At 37.1% G+C, this 14878-nt stretch carries 16 protein-coding genes, 1 tRNA gene, 1 other RNA gene and 1 other annotated feature; of the genes, 14 read left to right on the forward strand and 4 right to left on the reverse strand.

All coding sequences use genetic code 11. From position 1 onward, the window contains the following. Positions 1-94: 94 nt before the first annotated feature. Positions 95-1096 (reverse strand): YaaC family protein, encoded by a 1002-nt coding sequence (locus tag ACUXEY_RS27565; RefSeq protein WP_429602875.1) that lies wholly within the window; start codon positions 1094-1096, stop codon positions 95-97. 115 nt (positions 1097-1211) lie between these two features. Here ACUXEY_RS27565 and guaB point away from each other — a divergent pair, with 115 nt between their 5' ends. From guaB to ACUXEY_RS27600, 7 genes are all read left to right on the forward strand, one after another. After that, the gene (gene guaB, locus ACUXEY_RS27570; RefSeq protein WP_087955341.1) at positions 1212-2675 is read left to right on the forward strand and encodes an IMP dehydrogenase; all 1464 of its coding nucleotides are present in this window, start codon (positions 1212-1214) and stop codon (positions 2673-2675) included. Between the two features lie 113 nt (positions 2676-2788). Next, positions 2789-4099 (forward strand): D-alanyl-D-alanine carboxypeptidase family protein, encoded by a 1311-nt coding sequence (locus ACUXEY_RS27575; protein WP_429602879.1) that lies wholly within the window; start codon positions 2789-2791, stop codon positions 4097-4099. 161 nt (positions 4100-4260) lie between these two features. Further along, entirely contained in the window at positions 4261-5148 is an 888-nt protein-coding gene (gene pdxS / locus ACUXEY_RS27580; protein ID WP_000186156.1) for a pyridoxal 5'-phosphate synthase lyase subunit PdxS, read from the forward strand. An 18-nt stretch (positions 5149-5166) separates the two neighbouring features. Then, the gene (pdxT, locus tag ACUXEY_RS27585) at positions 5167-5757 is read left to right on the forward strand and encodes a pyridoxal 5'-phosphate synthase glutaminase subunit PdxT (RefSeq protein WP_429602876.1); all 591 of its coding nucleotides are present in this window, start codon (positions 5167-5169) and stop codon (positions 5755-5757) included. Between the two features lie 54 nt (positions 5758-5811). Continuing rightward, positions 5812-6033, forward strand: a binding site (T-box leader). Between the two features lie 51 nt (positions 6034-6084). Further along, positions 6085-7359 (forward strand): serine--tRNA ligase, encoded by a 1275-nt coding sequence (serS, locus tag ACUXEY_RS27590; RefSeq protein WP_000884181.1) that lies wholly within the window; start codon positions 6085-6087, stop codon positions 7357-7359. A 156-nt stretch (positions 7360-7515) separates the two neighbouring features. Then, positions 7516-7608, forward strand: a tRNA-Ser gene (locus tag ACUXEY_RS27595). A 166-nt stretch (positions 7609-7774) separates the two neighbouring features. Continuing rightward, complete coding sequence (locus tag ACUXEY_RS27600; protein WP_000364200.1) at positions 7775-8167, forward strand: DUF3797 domain-containing protein; 393 nt, start codon at positions 7775-7777, stop codon at positions 8165-8167. 35 nt (positions 8168-8202) lie between these two features. On the opposite strand, the gene ACUXEY_RS27605 is transcribed toward ACUXEY_RS27600, so the two are convergent. The 3 genes from ACUXEY_RS27605 to ACUXEY_RS27615 form a co-directional block, all read right to left on the reverse strand. Continuing rightward, the gene (locus ACUXEY_RS27605; protein WP_001053585.1) at positions 8203-8871 is read right to left on the reverse strand and encodes a deoxynucleoside kinase; all 669 of its coding nucleotides are present in this window, start codon (positions 8869-8871) and stop codon (positions 8203-8205) included. A gap of 2 nt (positions 8872-8873) precedes the next feature. Then, positions 8874-9509, reverse strand: a complete 636-nt coding sequence (locus ACUXEY_RS27610) for a deoxynucleoside kinase (RefSeq protein ID WP_017561726.1) — start codon at positions 9507-9509, stop codon at positions 8874-8876. 125 nt (positions 9510-9634) lie between these two features. After that, on the reverse strand, positions 9635-10174 hold the full coding sequence (locus tag ACUXEY_RS27615; protein WP_048528482.1) for a cysteine hydrolase family protein: 540 nt from the start codon (positions 10172-10174) through the stop codon (positions 9635-9637). Between the two features lie 107 nt (positions 10175-10281). Here ACUXEY_RS27615 and tadA point away from each other — a divergent pair, with 107 nt between their 5' ends. The 7 genes from tadA to ACUXEY_RS27650 all read left to right on the forward strand — a co-directional run bounded on the left by tadA (position 10282) and on the right by ACUXEY_RS27650 (position 14622). Then, positions 10282-10782, forward strand: coding sequence for a tRNA adenosine(34) deaminase TadA (gene tadA, locus ACUXEY_RS27620; protein WP_429602877.1), 501 nt, complete (start codon positions 10282-10284; stop codon positions 10780-10782). Positions 10783-10861: 79 nt separating this feature from the next. Beyond that, positions 10862-11126, forward strand: an RNA gene (ffs, locus tag ACUXEY_RS27625) — signal recognition particle sRNA large type. A 132-nt stretch (positions 11127-11258) separates the two neighbouring features. Beyond that, a complete protein-coding gene (dnaX, locus tag ACUXEY_RS27630; protein ID WP_461302032.1) occupies positions 11259-12947 on the forward strand; it encodes a DNA polymerase III subunit gamma/tau in 1689 nt (562 codons plus the stop codon). 25 nt (positions 12948-12972) lie between these two features. Then, the gene (locus ACUXEY_RS27635; protein WP_170930109.1) at positions 12973-13299 is read left to right on the forward strand and encodes a YbaB/EbfC family nucleoid-associated protein; all 327 of its coding nucleotides are present in this window, start codon (positions 12973-12975) and stop codon (positions 13297-13299) included. Positions 13300-13313: 14 nt separating this feature from the next. Next, positions 13314-13910, forward strand: a complete 597-nt coding sequence (gene recR, locus ACUXEY_RS27640; RefSeq protein WP_000559169.1) for a recombination protein RecR — start codon at positions 13314-13316, stop codon at positions 13908-13910. Positions 13911-13924: 14 nt separating this feature from the next. Then, positions 13925-14146 carry a YaaL family protein gene (locus tag ACUXEY_RS27645; protein ID WP_000466020.1) on the forward strand — a complete coding sequence of 74 codons (222 nt, stop codon included), beginning with the start codon at positions 13925-13927 and terminating at the stop codon, positions 14144-14146. A gap of 206 nt (positions 14147-14352) precedes the next feature. Next, a complete protein-coding gene (locus tag ACUXEY_RS27650; protein ID WP_166705495.1) occupies positions 14353-14622 on the forward strand; it encodes a pro-sigmaK processing inhibitor BofA family protein in 270 nt (89 codons plus the stop codon). Positions 14623-14878 lie beyond the last annotated feature (256 nt).

Raw genomic sequence — 14878 nt, forward strand, 5'->3', positions numbered from 1 at the left:
CTCTTTAGCGCCGATGGTAGTTGGGACCTTGTCCCTGTGAGAGTAGGACGTCGCCAAGCAACTAAAAACACAAGTCTTTTGACTTGTGTTTTTTTTATTTCCCATGAAATAGGTTCGATTCTGTAAGTAAAAAGGCTGAAATGTAGTAAGGGATTTTTTGAGCAGAAATAGTAAGGAATTGATAAATAAATGGGTAATCTTCAGAACCATAGCTTCCAAGTAAATCATACCACCAATCTGTTTCGTATCTAGAAATCATACTTAAATTGTAGAGCAATAAATAATGAACAAGAAGTTCAGGTAATACAGGTTTAGGATTTCTAGGGTCAGTTGTAAGTGGTAAGTAATAAGTATCAGCAAGATACTCGTAGTATAAGGGCGTGCTATATACAGGATTCCACGATTGAATAGGAGCTGTAAAAAGCAAATTTGACTCGCTCATTTTCCCAGAGACATGTTGCATCGATAAATGCTTACAAGTTGATTCAATGTAACGTGAAAACCTTTCTGTAGTCATATGGAGTCGATCTAGTATGCTGACCGAAAAGGAAAGTTCATTTGTATTTACTGAATCGATTTTATATAAAGTAGCACCGCGTTGACTATAGCGAAATAGGTTTTGTAATTCAGGAATATTCCCCATTAAATCTAGCATGTTAAACTTTTCTGATTCCAAGTGTTTCATGTGAAACAGCTGTTCTGCAACATGAGTAAATAATCCATTTTTTTGTACTTTCACCTCATCTTCTAAAAATTGATATCCTTGTTTTTTTCGTTTACGTGTCGTAACACCATGAGCTAAAACAGTAGTGGATTCTGGATAGTTAGGATCAATAGTTAGTAAGCAAGCTTTAAAAAGTTGGCTCATTCCATAAAACAATAACATTGGCTGAATCGAAAAGGGGGCTACCTTATATAATTCATAATAGTTTTTCCCGTGTTCTAAGTAATAAATAAAGGGGTAACAGTTTTCAAAACTTTTTTTTTCAGCATCTTGTATGGAGGATTTTTCATAACAACGGGCAAGATAACGTTGTACATTTTGAGATGAAAAGAAGAAACTTAATTGCTGCCAAGTGCAATGTGATTGATGCATATATTACGCTCCTTTTATTGTCTAAAAATTCTAACATATATATACGTCCTTGACAGTATTTTAACCAATTGATAAGCTACTAATAATAATTTCTGGTATCATAGGGGGAACAATTATGTGGGAATCTAAATTTGTTAAAGAAGGTTTGACTTTTGATGACGTATTACTTGTACCAGCAAAGTCAGATGTACTACCAAGAGAAGTAAGTGTTAAAACAGTTTTATCTGAAAGCTTACAGTTAAACATCCCGTTAATTAGTGCAGGAATGGATACAGTAACAGAAGCGGATATGGCTATTGCAATGGCTCGTCAAGGCGGTTTAGGAATTATTCATAAAAACATGTCTATTGAACAACAAGCCGAGCAAGTTGATAAAGTAAAACGTTCTGAAAGTGGCGTTATTTCAGATCCTTTCTTTTTAACTCCAGAACATCAAGTGTATGATGCAGAGCATCTTATGGGAAAATACCGTATCTCAGGTGTACCGGTTGTAAATAATTTAGACGAACGAAAATTAGTTGGTATTATTACAAACCGTGATATGCGTTTTATTCAAGACTACTCAATCAAAATTTCCGACGTAATGACAAAAGAACAGCTAATTACAGCTCCAGTTGGTACAACGCTAGGTGAAGCTGAAAAGATCCTACAAAAGTATAAAATTGAAAAACTCCCTCTTGTTGATAACAACGGTGTATTACAAGGGCTTATTACAATAAAAGATATCGAGAAAGTAATTGAATTCCCAAATTCCGCAAAGGATAAGCAAGGACGTTTATTAGTTGGAGCAGCGGTTGGTGTAACGGCTGATGCTATGACTCGTATCGACGCATTAGTAAAAGCTAGCGTAGATGCAATCGTACTTGATACAGCTCACGGACATTCTCAAGGTGTTATTGATAAAGTAAAAGAAGTTCGTGCAAAGTATCCTTCACTAAATATTATCGCTGGAAATGTTGCTACTGCTGAAGCAACAAAGGCATTAATTGAAGCAGGTGCAAACGTAGTTAAAGTTGGTATTGGACCAGGTTCTATTTGCACAACACGTGTTGTAGCTGGCGTTGGTGTACCACAATTAACAGCGGTTTATGATTGTGCAACAGAAGCTCGTAAACACGGCATTCCAGTTATTGCTGACGGTGGTGTTAAGTATTCTGGTGACATGGTTAAAGCTTTAGCAGCAGGAGCACACGTTGTTATGTTAGGTAGTATGTTTGCTGGTGTTGCTGAAAGCCCTGGTGAAACTGAAATTTACCAAGGTCGTCAATTTAAAGTATACCGTGGTATGGGTTCTGTCGGAGCGATGGAAAAAGGAAGTAAAGATCGTTACTTCCAAGAAGGAAATAAAAAACTTGTTCCAGAAGGTATTGAAGGACGAGTACCATATAAAGGACCTTTAGCAGATACAGTTCACCAATTAGTTGGTGGATTACGTGCAGGTATGGGATATTGCGGAGCACAAGATTTAGAATTCCTACGTGAGAATGCACAATTCATTCGTATGTCAGGTGCTGGTTTACGTGAAAGCCATCCTCATCACGTACAAATTACAAAAGAGGCTCCAAACTACTCATTATAATGTCTTATATACAAATAGACGGAGATTTGATATCTCTGTCTATTTTTTTTTGATTATGTTAGAATAACGGTTATGTGAGTACATAGATATTGGGGGTAGCAAAAGTGAAAGGTATGTTTTGCAAAAGATTCATTGCGCTAGTAACAATGCTTACACTAGCTTGTAGTATGTTGTTACCATACAGCAATGCATCAGCAGAAACAGGATCTGCTTTAAACATTGAAGCAGGTGCAGCAATTTTAGTTGAAGCGAATTCTGGGAAAATTTTATATCAAAAGAATGCAGATGAATTATTATCAATTGCTAGTATGACAAAGATGATGAGTGAATATTTAGTGAACGAGGCTGTTGCGAAAGGGAAACTGAAATGGGACCAAAAAGTTAAGGTTTCTGAGTATGCGTATAAAATTTCGCAGGATCGTTCATTATCGAATGTGCCGCTACGAAACGGTGAGTCTTATACAGTAAAAGAGCTATATGAAGCAATGGCAATTTATTCCGCTAATGGTGCGACGATAGTCTTAGCTGAAGCAATTGCCGGAAAAGAAGTAGAATTTGTAAAACTGATGAATGATAAGTCGAAAGAGCTTGGATTAAAAAATTACAAGTTCGTAAATTCTACAGGCTTAACGAACAAAGATTTAAAAGGACAGCACCCTGAGGGGACAACTCCAGATGAAGAAAATAAAATGGCTGCAAGAGATGTGGCAATTTTAGCACAACGTCTTATTCAAGATTTCCCTAAAACATTAGATACAGCAAAAATTTCAAAAAAGACATTCCGTGAAGGTACTACGGATCGAATTGACATGATTAACTGGAACTGGATGTTACCAGGTTTATCTAAGGCATATGATGGTGTAGATGGCTTGAAAACAGGATCGACTCCAGAAGCAGGAGATTGTTTCACTGGTACAATCGAAAAAGATGGTATGCGCTTTATTTCTGTAGTTATTAAAACGAAGTCTCGTGACGCACGTTTTGATGAGACAAAGAAACTATATGATTATGGATTTGCTAATTTTGAAATGAAGCAATTATATAAAAAAGGTTCTTCAGTAAAAGGACAAGAAACAGTTCGAGTGGAAAATGCTACGGATAAAGATGTAGCAGTTCAAACAAAACAAGCTGTTTCACTTCCAGTGCCAAAGGGAAGTAAAAATGTTTATAAAACAGAATTAAAAGAAGCAAGTAAGGGACAAGAAGCACCTATTAAAAAGGGAGCTGCACTTGGCAAAATGGTAATCACACCAAAAGATACAAATGACCCTGGATTTTTATCTGGTAAGTCATTACAAATAGACCTTGTAACAACATCTGCAGTAGAAGAAGCGAATTGGTTTACTCGTTCTATGCGAGGAATCGGTTCTTTCTTTAGTGGTATATGGAATAGTGCTGTTGATACAGTAAAAGGTTGGTTTTAAAAGCTCCTCATTGTAGGGGCTTTTTCTTATTCCTATTTTTCATACCGACTTTATGAAAAAGTAGTAGACAAGCATCTGATAGTTAGTGGTAGAATGTAAGAGTATTCTTAATTTTCGCCTTTAACGGGGAAAAGCAATTCACCTAGGGGGGTTTTTGTAACATGACAAATGTAACAGGGACAGAACGTGTAAAACGTGGAATGGCAGAAATGCAAAAAGGCGGCGTTATTATGGACGTAATTAACGCTGAACAAGCAAAAATTGCAGAAGAGGCAGGCGCAGTTGCCGTTATGGCATTAGAGCGTGTACCAGCAGATATTCGTGCAGCAGGTGGCGTTTCTCGTATGGCAGACCCAACAATCGTTGAAGAAGTTATGGGTGCAGTGTCAATTCCGGTTATGGCAAAATGCCGTATCGGTCACCTTGTAGAAGCACGTGTATTAGAATCATTAGGGGTAGACTATATCGATGAGAGTGAAGTATTAACTCCTGCCGATGAAGTATACCATTTAAATAAACGTGATTACACAGTTCCGTTTGTATGTGGTTGCCGTGATATTGGAGAAGCTGCACGTCGTATTGCAGAAGGTGCATCTATGCTTCGTACAAAAGGTGAACCAGGAACAGGAAACATTGTAGAGGCAGTGCGTCATATGCGCCAAGTCAATGCAGAAATCCGTCAAGTTGCAAGTCTACGTGAAGATGAGTTAATGACATATGCAAAAAATACTGGTGCTCCTTATGAAGTACTACTTGAAATTAAACGCCTTGGTCGTTTACCAGTTGTAAACTTCGCAGCAGGTGGTGTAGCAACACCAGCAGATGCAGCGTTAATGATGCAACTTGGTGCGGATGGTGTATTTGTAGGATCTGGTATCTTCAAATCAGAGAATCCAGCGAAATTTGCACGTGCAATCGTTGAAGCGACAACTCATTATGAGGATTACGAACTAATTGCAAGCCTTTCTAAAGGATTAGGTAATGCGATGAAAGGTATCGAAATTTCAACGTTATTACCAGAACAACGCATGCAAGAGCGTGGATGGTAATTGAAGGAGAACTTTAAAATGGTGAAAATCGGTGTACTAGGTCTTCAAGGTGCAGTTCGTGAGCATGTGAAATCAGTTGAAGCAAGTAGTGCAGAAGCTGTTGTTGTAAAGCGTATAGAACAACTTGAAGAAATTGATGGTCTTATTTTACCGGGCGGTGAAAGTACAACAATGCGCCGTCTTATTGATAAGTATGCTTTCATGGAACCACTTCGTACATTCGCGAAGTCTGGTAAACCAATGTTTGGTACATGTGCAGGAATGATTCTTCTTGCAAAAACACTTGTTGGCTATGAAGAAGCACATATTGGTGCTATGGATATTACAGTTGAGCGCAATGCGTTCGGACGACAAAAAGATAGCTTTGAAGCTGCACTTTCTATTAAAGGTGTGGGAGAAGATTTTGTTGGCGTATTTATTCGTGCTCCGTATGTTGTAAATGTGGCAGATGATGTTGAAGTACTTTCTACACATGGTGACCGAATGGTAGCGGTAAAACAAAATCAGTTTTTAGCTGCTTCATTCCATCCGGAATTAACGGATGACCATCGTGTAACGGCATACTTTGTAGAAATGGTAAAAGAAGCGAAAATGAAAAAAGTTGTATAAGTAACTTGCAACTTGTATAAGATTATAGTAAATTGATGGTAACAATTTTATAAAATAAGCGTGTTGATAGGAAGTAGTAACAAATGCCGTTTCTTATAGAGAGTCGATGGTTGGTGGAAATCGATAGAAACAGTTTGTGAATCCATCCTGGAATGGAATGTGGAATATCTTTATGATTAGTAAACATTTCCGGTGAAGAGCCGTTATTTCTACTTGAGAGGAAGGCGGCAATGCTTTCAACTAGGGTGGCAACGCGGGTTAACTCCCGTCCCTTTATATAGGGACGGGAGTTTTTTGTGTTTTATAAAATAAAAGGAGGAGTATATAATGCTTGATATTAAATTTTTACGTACAAATTTTGAAGAAGTAAAAGCAAAGTTACAGCATAGAGGCGAAGATTTAACTGATTTTGGTCGCTTTGAAGAGTTGGATACGAGAAGAAGAGAACTACTTGTTCAAACAGAGGAACTAAAAAGTAAACGTAACGAAGTATCTCAACAAATCTCTGTATTGAAGCGCGAAAAGAAAGATGCAGAAGCTCTAATTTTAGAAATGCGTGAAGTTGGAGAAAAAGTAAAAGATCTTGATAATGAACTTCGCACAGTTGAAGAAGATTTAGAAAGATTAATGTTATCTATTCCAAATATTCCTCATGAATCTGCTCCAGTTGGGGAAACAGAGGATGATAATGTAGTAGCACGTACTTGGGGAGAAGTGAAAGAATTTGCTTTTGAACCAAAACCACATTGGGATCTTGCTACAGATTTAGGAATTCTAGACTTTGAGCGTGCTGGGAAAGTAACAGGAAGCCGCTTCGTATTCTACAAAGGTGCTGGCGCAAGATTAGAGCGTGCTTTAATTAGCTTTATGCTTGATCTTCATACTGATGAGCATGGATATGAAGAAGTATTACCTCCGTATATGGTAAACCGTGCAAGTATGACAGGAACAGGACAACTTCCGAAATTTGAAGAAGATGCATTCCGTATTGAAAGTGAGGATTATTTCTTAATTCCAACAGCTGAGGTACCTGTAACAAATATGCACCGTGATGAAATCTTAAATAAAGAGCAATTGCCTATAAGATATGCTGCATTTAGCTCTTGTTTCCGTTCTGAAGCTGGTTCAGCTGGACGCGATACACGTGGTTTAATTCGTCAGCATCAATTCAATAAAGTAGAGCTTGTAAAGTTCGTAAAACCAGAAGATTCTTATGAAGAGTTAGAAAAACTAACAAATGATGCAGAACGCGTGTTACAATTATTAGAGTTGCCATATCGCGTTATGAGCATGTGCACAGGCGATTTAGGATTTACAGCAGCGAAGAAATACGATATCGAAGTATGGATTCCAAGCTATGGCACATATCGTGAAATTTCTTCTTGTAGTAATTTTGAAGCTTTCCAAGCGAGACGTGCAAATATCCGTTTCCGTCGTGAGCCAAACGGCAAACCAGAACATGTTCATACATTAAATGGATCTGGTCTTGCAATTGGACGTACGGTGGCAGCTATTTTAGAGAACTACCAACAAGAAGATGGTACAATTATAATTCCAGAAGTTCTTCGCCCTTATATGGGAGGAAAAACAGTTATTAAGTAAATTTATAAACATTCATCGGTATGAGTGATTGGTAATTATGAGCGTTGTCAGTACTATAATGTAGGGGAGGAAAAGTAAAATTTTCCTTTCCTCATAATTTATTTTAGTAGGGTTGACTAACTGTTTTTCTTTTGATATTATATTTGATGTCAATATGGAGGTATACCCAAGTCTGGCTGAAGGGATCGGTCTTGAAAACCGACAGGCGGCGAGAGTCGCGCGGGGGTTCGAATCCCTCTACCTCCTCCAGATATAATTGACAACAGCGCATATAAGTGGAGATTGGAGAACTCGTTACCAACACGTAACGAGTTTTTATTTTAAAACCAATCATAAAGTATGGTGTAAGGCGATTTTGTCCTTATTACACACTCATATTCCGATGATTATCTTCATAGATATGAAAGGAGTCAACATGGATCTTATTATACAAACGTTTCCTTTAGATGGAAAAACTTTATATTATGTACAATGTCCTGTCTGTAAGAACAATAGAATTTTAAACAGTGGTGCAAATGTATCCCGCATTATTAGCGATGATACATTCCGTAAACTTTGTGGCTGCACTTGTGATGTAAAGCAAACTGCGACAAAAGTAGAGGCACCAAAAAAAGTTAAAAAGGAAGCTGTAAAGAAAGAAGCAGCTCCAAAACGTACAGGTAAAGTATTAACAGCAGTAATTAACGGAAAAGAAATGACTGTTAAAGAAATTGCTGAAGCATACGATATTAGTACAAGTACTGTTCGTCAGCGTATTAACGCTGGAAAACCTGAGAGTGAAATTATTGCTCCAACAAAGAAGAAGTAATTTAATAGAAAAACCCGTGCATATGCACGGGTTTTTTATTTTACAAGTTTACGTGTTTGTTTTAAAAAATGGCCAATTTTTTTAATGATTGGTTCAATGGAATCGCCATCCTTCAAAATATCGTATTCATTAATATTTAATCGTAAAACAGGACATGAATTAAAGTTATTAATCCAGTTTTCGTAACGCCCATGCATCTCTTTCCAATACTCAATTGGTGTTTGCTGTTCCATTGGACGTCCACGTTCTTGTATACGATCAACGATATCATCAAAAGAACCTTCTAAGTAAATTAGTAAATCTGGATGAGGGAAGTAAGGAGTCATGACCATAGCGTCAAATAAACCTTTGTATGTCTCATAATCCGTTTCTGTCATTGTTCCTTTTTCATGGTGCATTTTTGCAAAAATGCCAGTGTCTTCATAGATAGAGCGATCTTGGACAAAACCGCCACCGTATTCAAAAATTCTTTTTTGTTCTTTAAATCGTTCTGCTAGAAAGTATACTTGCAAGTGGAAGCTCCAGCGTGTGAAATCAGCATAGAACTTGTCCAAATACGGATTCGAATCTACTTTTTCAAATGATGTACGATAACCTAAAGCGTTAGCTAATGCAGTTGTCATAGTAGATTTACCAACACCTACTGTTCCTGCGATAGTGATTACTGCGTCATTTGGTATGTCATATTTTTGCCTTAAATTCATTATTATTTCGACTCCTTTAAGAGAGTATTTTGAAGGGCAGATAGGATGACGTTTAAATCGTCAGGATTTTTTATAAAATCCATATCGTCTCCGTTAAATTTCAATACTGGGATATCTGGATGGTCCTTTTTAAAAGCATCCATAGCTGTTTCATAATCTTTTGTGAGCTGTAGTAAGTAATTTGGATCCATATTTTTTTCGAATTCTCTTCCACGCATTGCGATTCGCTTTTGTAATGTTTCTAGGCTAGCTGTTAAATACACGATAACGTTTGGTACTGGCATATCTTGTGTAAGGATACGGTAGATTTGCATGTACTTGTCATATTGAGAATCTTTTAATGTACGGGATGCGAAAATTACATTTTTAAATATATGATAATCCGCTACTACTGGCTTCCTTTGATTCAAATACTTTATGTTAATATCTTCTAATTGTTTGTATCTATTACAAAGAAAGAACATCTCTGTTTGAAAACTCCATTCGTCGATGTCTTCATAGAACTTTCCTAAAAAGGGGTTTTCATCAACAATCTCTTTCAATAAGTGGAGTTGCATGTGAGTTGAAATTTCCTTCGCAAGTGAAGTCTTTCCAACACCAATTGGTCCTTCAACCGTGATAAATGGTACTCCGGTCACGCTGTTTCCTCCTTTCAATCAGTGATTTACCGTGACTACTAAAAACACAAAACAGAATTATTGTAGCACAAGAGGGAAGCGAGCGGGTTAATTTGCTATAAAAAGTTAGAAAATAGATATATGTATTAATTAAATTTTATTTGAGATGATGGTCCTATATTTGCTTTTAATGTGGCTTTCATTATTTTTAAAGCATGTAAGTTATCCTGATCATGATTAGAGGCAATACAGTCCTGTGGTACATACAGTGTATAATTTCTCATATGAGCATCGTTAGCTGTAAAGAGGATACATATATTTCCGGCGACTCCTGTTAATATGAGATTTTCTATTTTTAAATAGCCTAATAAAGAATTTAAAGGTGTTTCATAAAAAGCAGAGTAATGTGGTTTAATGAAAATATAATCATCAGAATTTGGAGCAATCTTATGAATGATATTTTTACTATACTCATTTGTACAATGAGTAATTAGTTGGTCAATATCAGATCTCCAAAGTTGATAATGGTCATTAATATAAATGATGGGGTAGCCGAAGGATTTCATTGTTTTCTTTAATTGTAAAATAGGAGTTGTTATAATTTCGCATTTTTTGGCTAGGATAGGTCCGTGTGAAAATTGAAAATCATTAATCATATCGATAATGAGTAAGGCAGTGTTTTTCATATGTAATCCCCTCTCTTTTTTCTTAGGGTGGATTGAATTTGTAAAAGTTATCCCATGTGTAGTAAATGGAAATAAGTATACTTTATTTGTAATGAAAGGACTATGTTATGGAACACGATCAGGATATTTATTTTATGCAGTTAGCAATAGAAGAGGCTAAAAAAGCAGAGGCAATACAAGAGGTACCAATTGGTGCAGTTATAGTGTTGGATGGTGAAGTAATTAGTGTTGCTCATAATTTAAGGGAAACTGAGCAAAGATCAATAGCTCACGCTGAGTTGTTAGCTATTGATGAGGCGTGCAAAAAATTAGGGACATGGCGTTTAGAAGATGCGACATTATATGTAACATTAGAACCTTGTCCGATGTGTGCGGGTGGAATTGTTTTATCACGAGTGAAGCGAGTTGTATATGGTGCAAGTGATCCGAAAGGTGGATGTGCGGGGACATTGATGAATCTATTAACGGATGAACGCTTTAATCATCAATGTGAAGTAGCAGCTGGTGTATTAGAAGAAGAGTGCGGTACTTTGTTAACAAACTTTTTTAGAGAGCTTCGTAAAAAAAGAAAAGAGATCAAGAAATTAGAGAAAAGCAAAGAGAGTTAACGTATTTGCATTTTATAAAAAAACAAGTTATACTGATAATGCCTTTAATAAAGGCAACCGAATATTGGTTTTAACTTTGCCGTGCTAAGCGGGGAGGTAGCGGTGCCCTATACTCGCAATCCGCTCTAGCGAGGCCGAATCCCTTCTCGAGGTTATGTTGCTGTAAGGTCTGCCTTAAGTAAGTGGTGTTGACGTTTGGGTCCTGCGCAACGGGACCCCGTGAACCTTGTCAGGTCCGGAAGGAAGCAGCAATAAGCGGGTCTTCTCGTGTGCCGCAGGAGTGCCTGAACCGAGCTAACTGCTTGAGTAACGCTTATGGTACGTAATCGACAGAAGGTGCACGGCAGTTATATATGTATACAAAACTCACCTTAATACTAAGGTGGGTTTTTTGTATGGAAAATAACTTTTGGAATCTATAAACAGAATGGGTTATAATAAATGAGATAATAACCTTTGAGGGAGGCCGTATTTTCGTGTCATACCAAGCGTTATACCGAACATGGAGACCGCAAAAATTTGAAGATGTAGTCGGTCAAAAGCACGTGACAAAAACGTTGCAAAATGCCCTTCTTCAAGAAAAAGTTTCACATGCTTATTTATTTTCTGGGCCGAGGGGAACAGGAAAAACAACCATTGCAAAAGTATTTGCAAAAGCAATCAACTGTGAACATGCTCCGGTAGCTGAACCTTGTAATGAATGTCCTTCTTGTTTGGGGATTACACAAGGATCTATTTCGGATGTATTAGAAATTGATGCGGCTTCAAATAACGGTGTAGATGAAATTCGAGATATTAGAGATAAAGTAAAATATGCTCCAAGTGCTGTAGAATATAAAGTATACATTATTGATGAAGTTCACATGCTTTCTATGGGTGCCTTCAATGCGCTTTTAAAAACGTTAGAAGAGCCGCCAGGACATGTCATCTTTATTTTAGCGACAACAGAACCACATAAGATACCACCTACGATCATTTCGCGTTGCCAACGTTTCGAATTTCGAAAGATATCAGTAAATGATATTGTTGAGAGATTATCGACGGTTGTGACTAATGAAGGTACGCAAGTAGAAGATGAGGCGTTACAAATTGTTGCACGTGCTGCTGAAGGTGGTATGCGTGATGCGCTTAGTCTTATTGATCAGGCAATATCTTATAGTGATGAAACAGTTACGACAGAAGATGTATTAGCTGTAACAGGTTCTGTTTCTCAGCAATACTTAGGTAACTTAGTAGAATGTATACGTGAAAATGATGTATCAAGAGCATTGCGTATTATAGATGAGATGATGGCTAAAGGGAAAGATCCAGTTCGCTTTATGGAAGATTTCATTTACTATTATCGCGATATGCTTTTATATCAAACTTCACCACAACTGGAACATATGTTGGAACGAGTGATGGTAGATGGGCAATTCCGTATGTTAAGTGAAGAAATGCAACCGGAAGTAATCTATGAAATCATTCATACCCTTAGTAAGGGACAACAGGAAATGAAGTGGACAAATCATCCGCGAATTTTCTTAGAAGTTGTTATGGTACAACTGTGTCAACAGTTTATGATGCAAGCAAACGGTGTAGATCGTTTACAAGCAATTATGAACAGGATGCAGCAATTGGAGAAAGAGTTAGAACAAGTTAAAAAGAATGGTGTGCCGGCTGGTGTACAGCAGGAAGTAAGAGAGACGCGTGCAGCACCAAAGCCAGTACGGACAGGTAGTATGAAGATTCCTGTCGGGCGCGTAAATGAAGTATTAAAGCAAGCGAAGCGTCAAGATTTAGAACAATTAAAAGCTGTGTGGGGTGAGTTGTTAGGAAGGCTCAAAGCATACAACAAAGTAGCGTTTGCTGTTTTATTAGAAAATAGCGAACCGGTAGCGGCTTCGGATGATACTTACGTTTTAGCGTTTCAATATGAGATTCACTGTAAAATGGCGAGCGAGAACCGAGAAGCTATGGACACAGTGGAACAGGCTCTATTTGAATTGCTAAGTAAAAGATTAAATATGATTGCCATTCCAAAAAGTGAATGGGGTAAAATCCGTGAAGATTTTTTACAACGTGAAGGCGGAGCTTCTGAAGAAAGCCCAGAGAAAAAAGAGGATCCTCTTATAGAAGAGGCAGTAAAATTAGTAGGGCAAGAACTTATTGAAATAAAAGAGTAATAATAATTAGGAGGAATTAATTATGATGCGTGGCGGAATGGGAAATATGAATAACATGATGAAACAAATGCAAAAGATGCAAAAGGATATGGCAAAAGCGCAAGAAGAACTTGGTGAAAAAACAGTTGAAGGTACAGCTGGTGGCGGTATGATCACAGTTATTGCAAATGGTCATAAGCAAATTCTTGAAGTGAAAGTGAAAGAAGAAGTTGTAGATCCAGAAGATATCGAAATGTTACAAGACTTAGTTTTAGCTGCAACGAACGATGCACTTAAAAAAGCTGATGAACTTTCAAACTCTACAATGGGTAAATTTACAAAAGGCTTAAACTTACCGGGTGGAATGTTCTAGGAGGATATTGATATATGCATTATCCAGAACCAATATCAAAACTAATTGATAGCTTTATGAAATTGCCAGGAATCGGACCGAAAACAGCGGTTCGATTGGCATTTTTCGTATTAGATATGAAAGAAGACGATGTGTTAGGTTTTGCGAAAGCACTTGTAAATGCGAAGCGAGACTTAGCATATTGTTCTGTATGCGGGCATATTACTGACCGTGACCCTTGTTATATTTGTAACGATTCACATCGAGATCAATCGGTTGTTTGTGTTGTGCAGGAACCGAAAGATGTAATCGCAATGGAAAAAATGAAAGAGTATCAAGGTGTATATCATGTGTTACGTGGTGCTATTTCTCCAATGGAGGGAATTGGACCAGAAGACATTAATATCCCGCAACTTTTAAAGCGACTACACGACGAAACGGTACAAGAAGTAATATTAGCAACAAACCCTAATATTGAAGGGGAAGCTACAGCAATGTATATATCCCGCCTCTTAAAGCCGACAGGTATTAAAGTAACTCGTATTGCACATGGTCTGCCAGTTGGTGGAGATTTAGAATATGCAGATGAAGTAACACTGTCGAAAGCGTTAGAAGGTCGTAGAGAAGTATAAGAGGAGAAACAAAAATGTTCTTTCAAAAAAAGGGTAAATTGCGTAAAGAGTATGATGATAAGCTAATTGTACTATTAGAAAAGGTAAAGAATGAGTGGTTACGTCAGAAGAGAATGGTGGAACAAAGCGTTGAACCATCTCAAGATGTACTTTGTTCTTTAAAAATAGCAGAGGCGAAATATTTCTTCTTGTTAAAAGAAGCAAAACGTCGTCCTGTAAAAATGGAACAATGGTAAAAGGTTCTGCTGAAAAAGCAGAACCTTTTTATTTTATCTTTAGTAGTTACTTCGTTTAGAAAGAACAAGTAACGGTTGTTATGAAGAAAGTGTTATCGAATAAAGATGAATAAGACAAAACGATTGGAGTTATATGATACATGTTCTTTTTTACCTTCTTGTCCCATACAAATAAGTGTGTATAGGTCATTCATAAGGAGGAAAAAATGAATTCTACAATTATTATTGTTGGTATTCTTACATTAGTTTTTATTTTCCTTGTTTTCGGTGTTTCTTCTAAGCCATTACGTTTTATAGGAAAAGTGCTTTTTCATGTTACTTTGGGAGTAGCATTACTTTTTATCGTAAATGTTATAGGGACATATTTTGATTTTCATATTCCAATTAACTTGGGAACCGCAACAATCACAAGTTTATTAGGTCTACCTGGTGTTGCTGCATTAGTGGTTATTAAGCTTTATATCATGCCAAGATAAATTTATTTTGGCATTTTTTTTAAAAGTGTTGACGAACAAATGATTAATATGGTAAATTAATAAGCGTCGTCAGGAACGAAAGAAAAAAGTTGTTGACAGATTTAACGCAAAATGTTAAATTATAAAAGTCGCTGAAACGCGATGTTGAACTTTGAAAACTAAACGAAACAAACAACGTGAAACGTCAATTTTTATTTTAGATGCTAGACAAACTAACTTTATTGGAGAGTTTGATCCTGGCTCAGGATGAACGCTG

Source organism: Bacillus sp. F9_6S_D1_P_5 (genome assembly GCF_054823925.1).

Excerpts from the sequence above, each read along its gene's own strand:
- guaB (WP_087955341.1), top strand. The coding sequence starts at position 1,212 with ATGTGGGAATCTAAATTTGTTAAAGAAGGTTTGACTTTTGATGACGTA.
- tadA (WP_429602877.1), top strand. The coding sequence starts at position 10,282 with ATGGAACACGATCAGGATATTTATTTTATGCAGTTAGCAATAGAAGAG.
- pdxS (WP_000186156.1), top strand. The coding sequence starts at position 4,261 with ATGACAAATGTAACAGGGACAGAACGTGTAAAACGTGGAATGGCAGAA.
- ACUXEY_RS27605 (WP_001053585.1), bottom strand. The coding sequence starts at position 8,871 with ATGAATTTAAGGCAAAAATATGACATACCAAATGACGCAGTAATCACT.
- ACUXEY_RS27635 (WP_170930109.1), top strand. The coding sequence starts at position 12,973 with ATGCGTGGCGGAATGGGAAATATGAATAACATGATGAAACAAATGCAA.
- serS (WP_000884181.1), top strand. The coding sequence starts at position 6,085 with ATGCTTGATATTAAATTTTTACGTACAAATTTTGAAGAAGTAAAAGCA.
- ACUXEY_RS27600 (WP_000364200.1), top strand. The coding sequence starts at position 7,775 with ATGGATCTTATTATACAAACGTTTCCTTTAGATGGAAAAACTTTATAT.
- ACUXEY_RS27615 (WP_048528482.1), bottom strand. The coding sequence starts at position 10,174 with ATGAAAAACACTGCCTTACTCATTATCGATATGATTAATGATTTTCAA.
- ACUXEY_RS27645 (WP_000466020.1), top strand. The coding sequence starts at position 13,925 with ATGTTCTTTCAAAAAAAGGGTAAATTGCGTAAAGAGTATGATGATAAG.
- recR (WP_000559169.1), top strand. The coding sequence starts at position 13,314 with ATGCATTATCCAGAACCAATATCAAAACTAATTGATAGCTTTATGAAA.
- ACUXEY_RS27565 (WP_429602875.1), bottom strand. The coding sequence starts at position 1,096 with ATGCATCAATCACATTGCACTTGGCAGCAATTAAGTTTCTTCTTTTCA.
- ACUXEY_RS27575 (WP_429602879.1), top strand. The coding sequence starts at position 2,789 with ATGTTTTGCAAAAGATTCATTGCGCTAGTAACAATGCTTACACTAGCT.
- ACUXEY_RS27650 (WP_166705495.1), top strand. The coding sequence starts at position 14,353 with ATGAATTCTACAATTATTATTGTTGGTATTCTTACATTAGTTTTTATT.
- pdxT (WP_429602876.1), top strand. The coding sequence starts at position 5,167 with ATGGTGAAAATCGGTGTACTAGGTCTTCAAGGTGCAGTTCGTGAGCAT.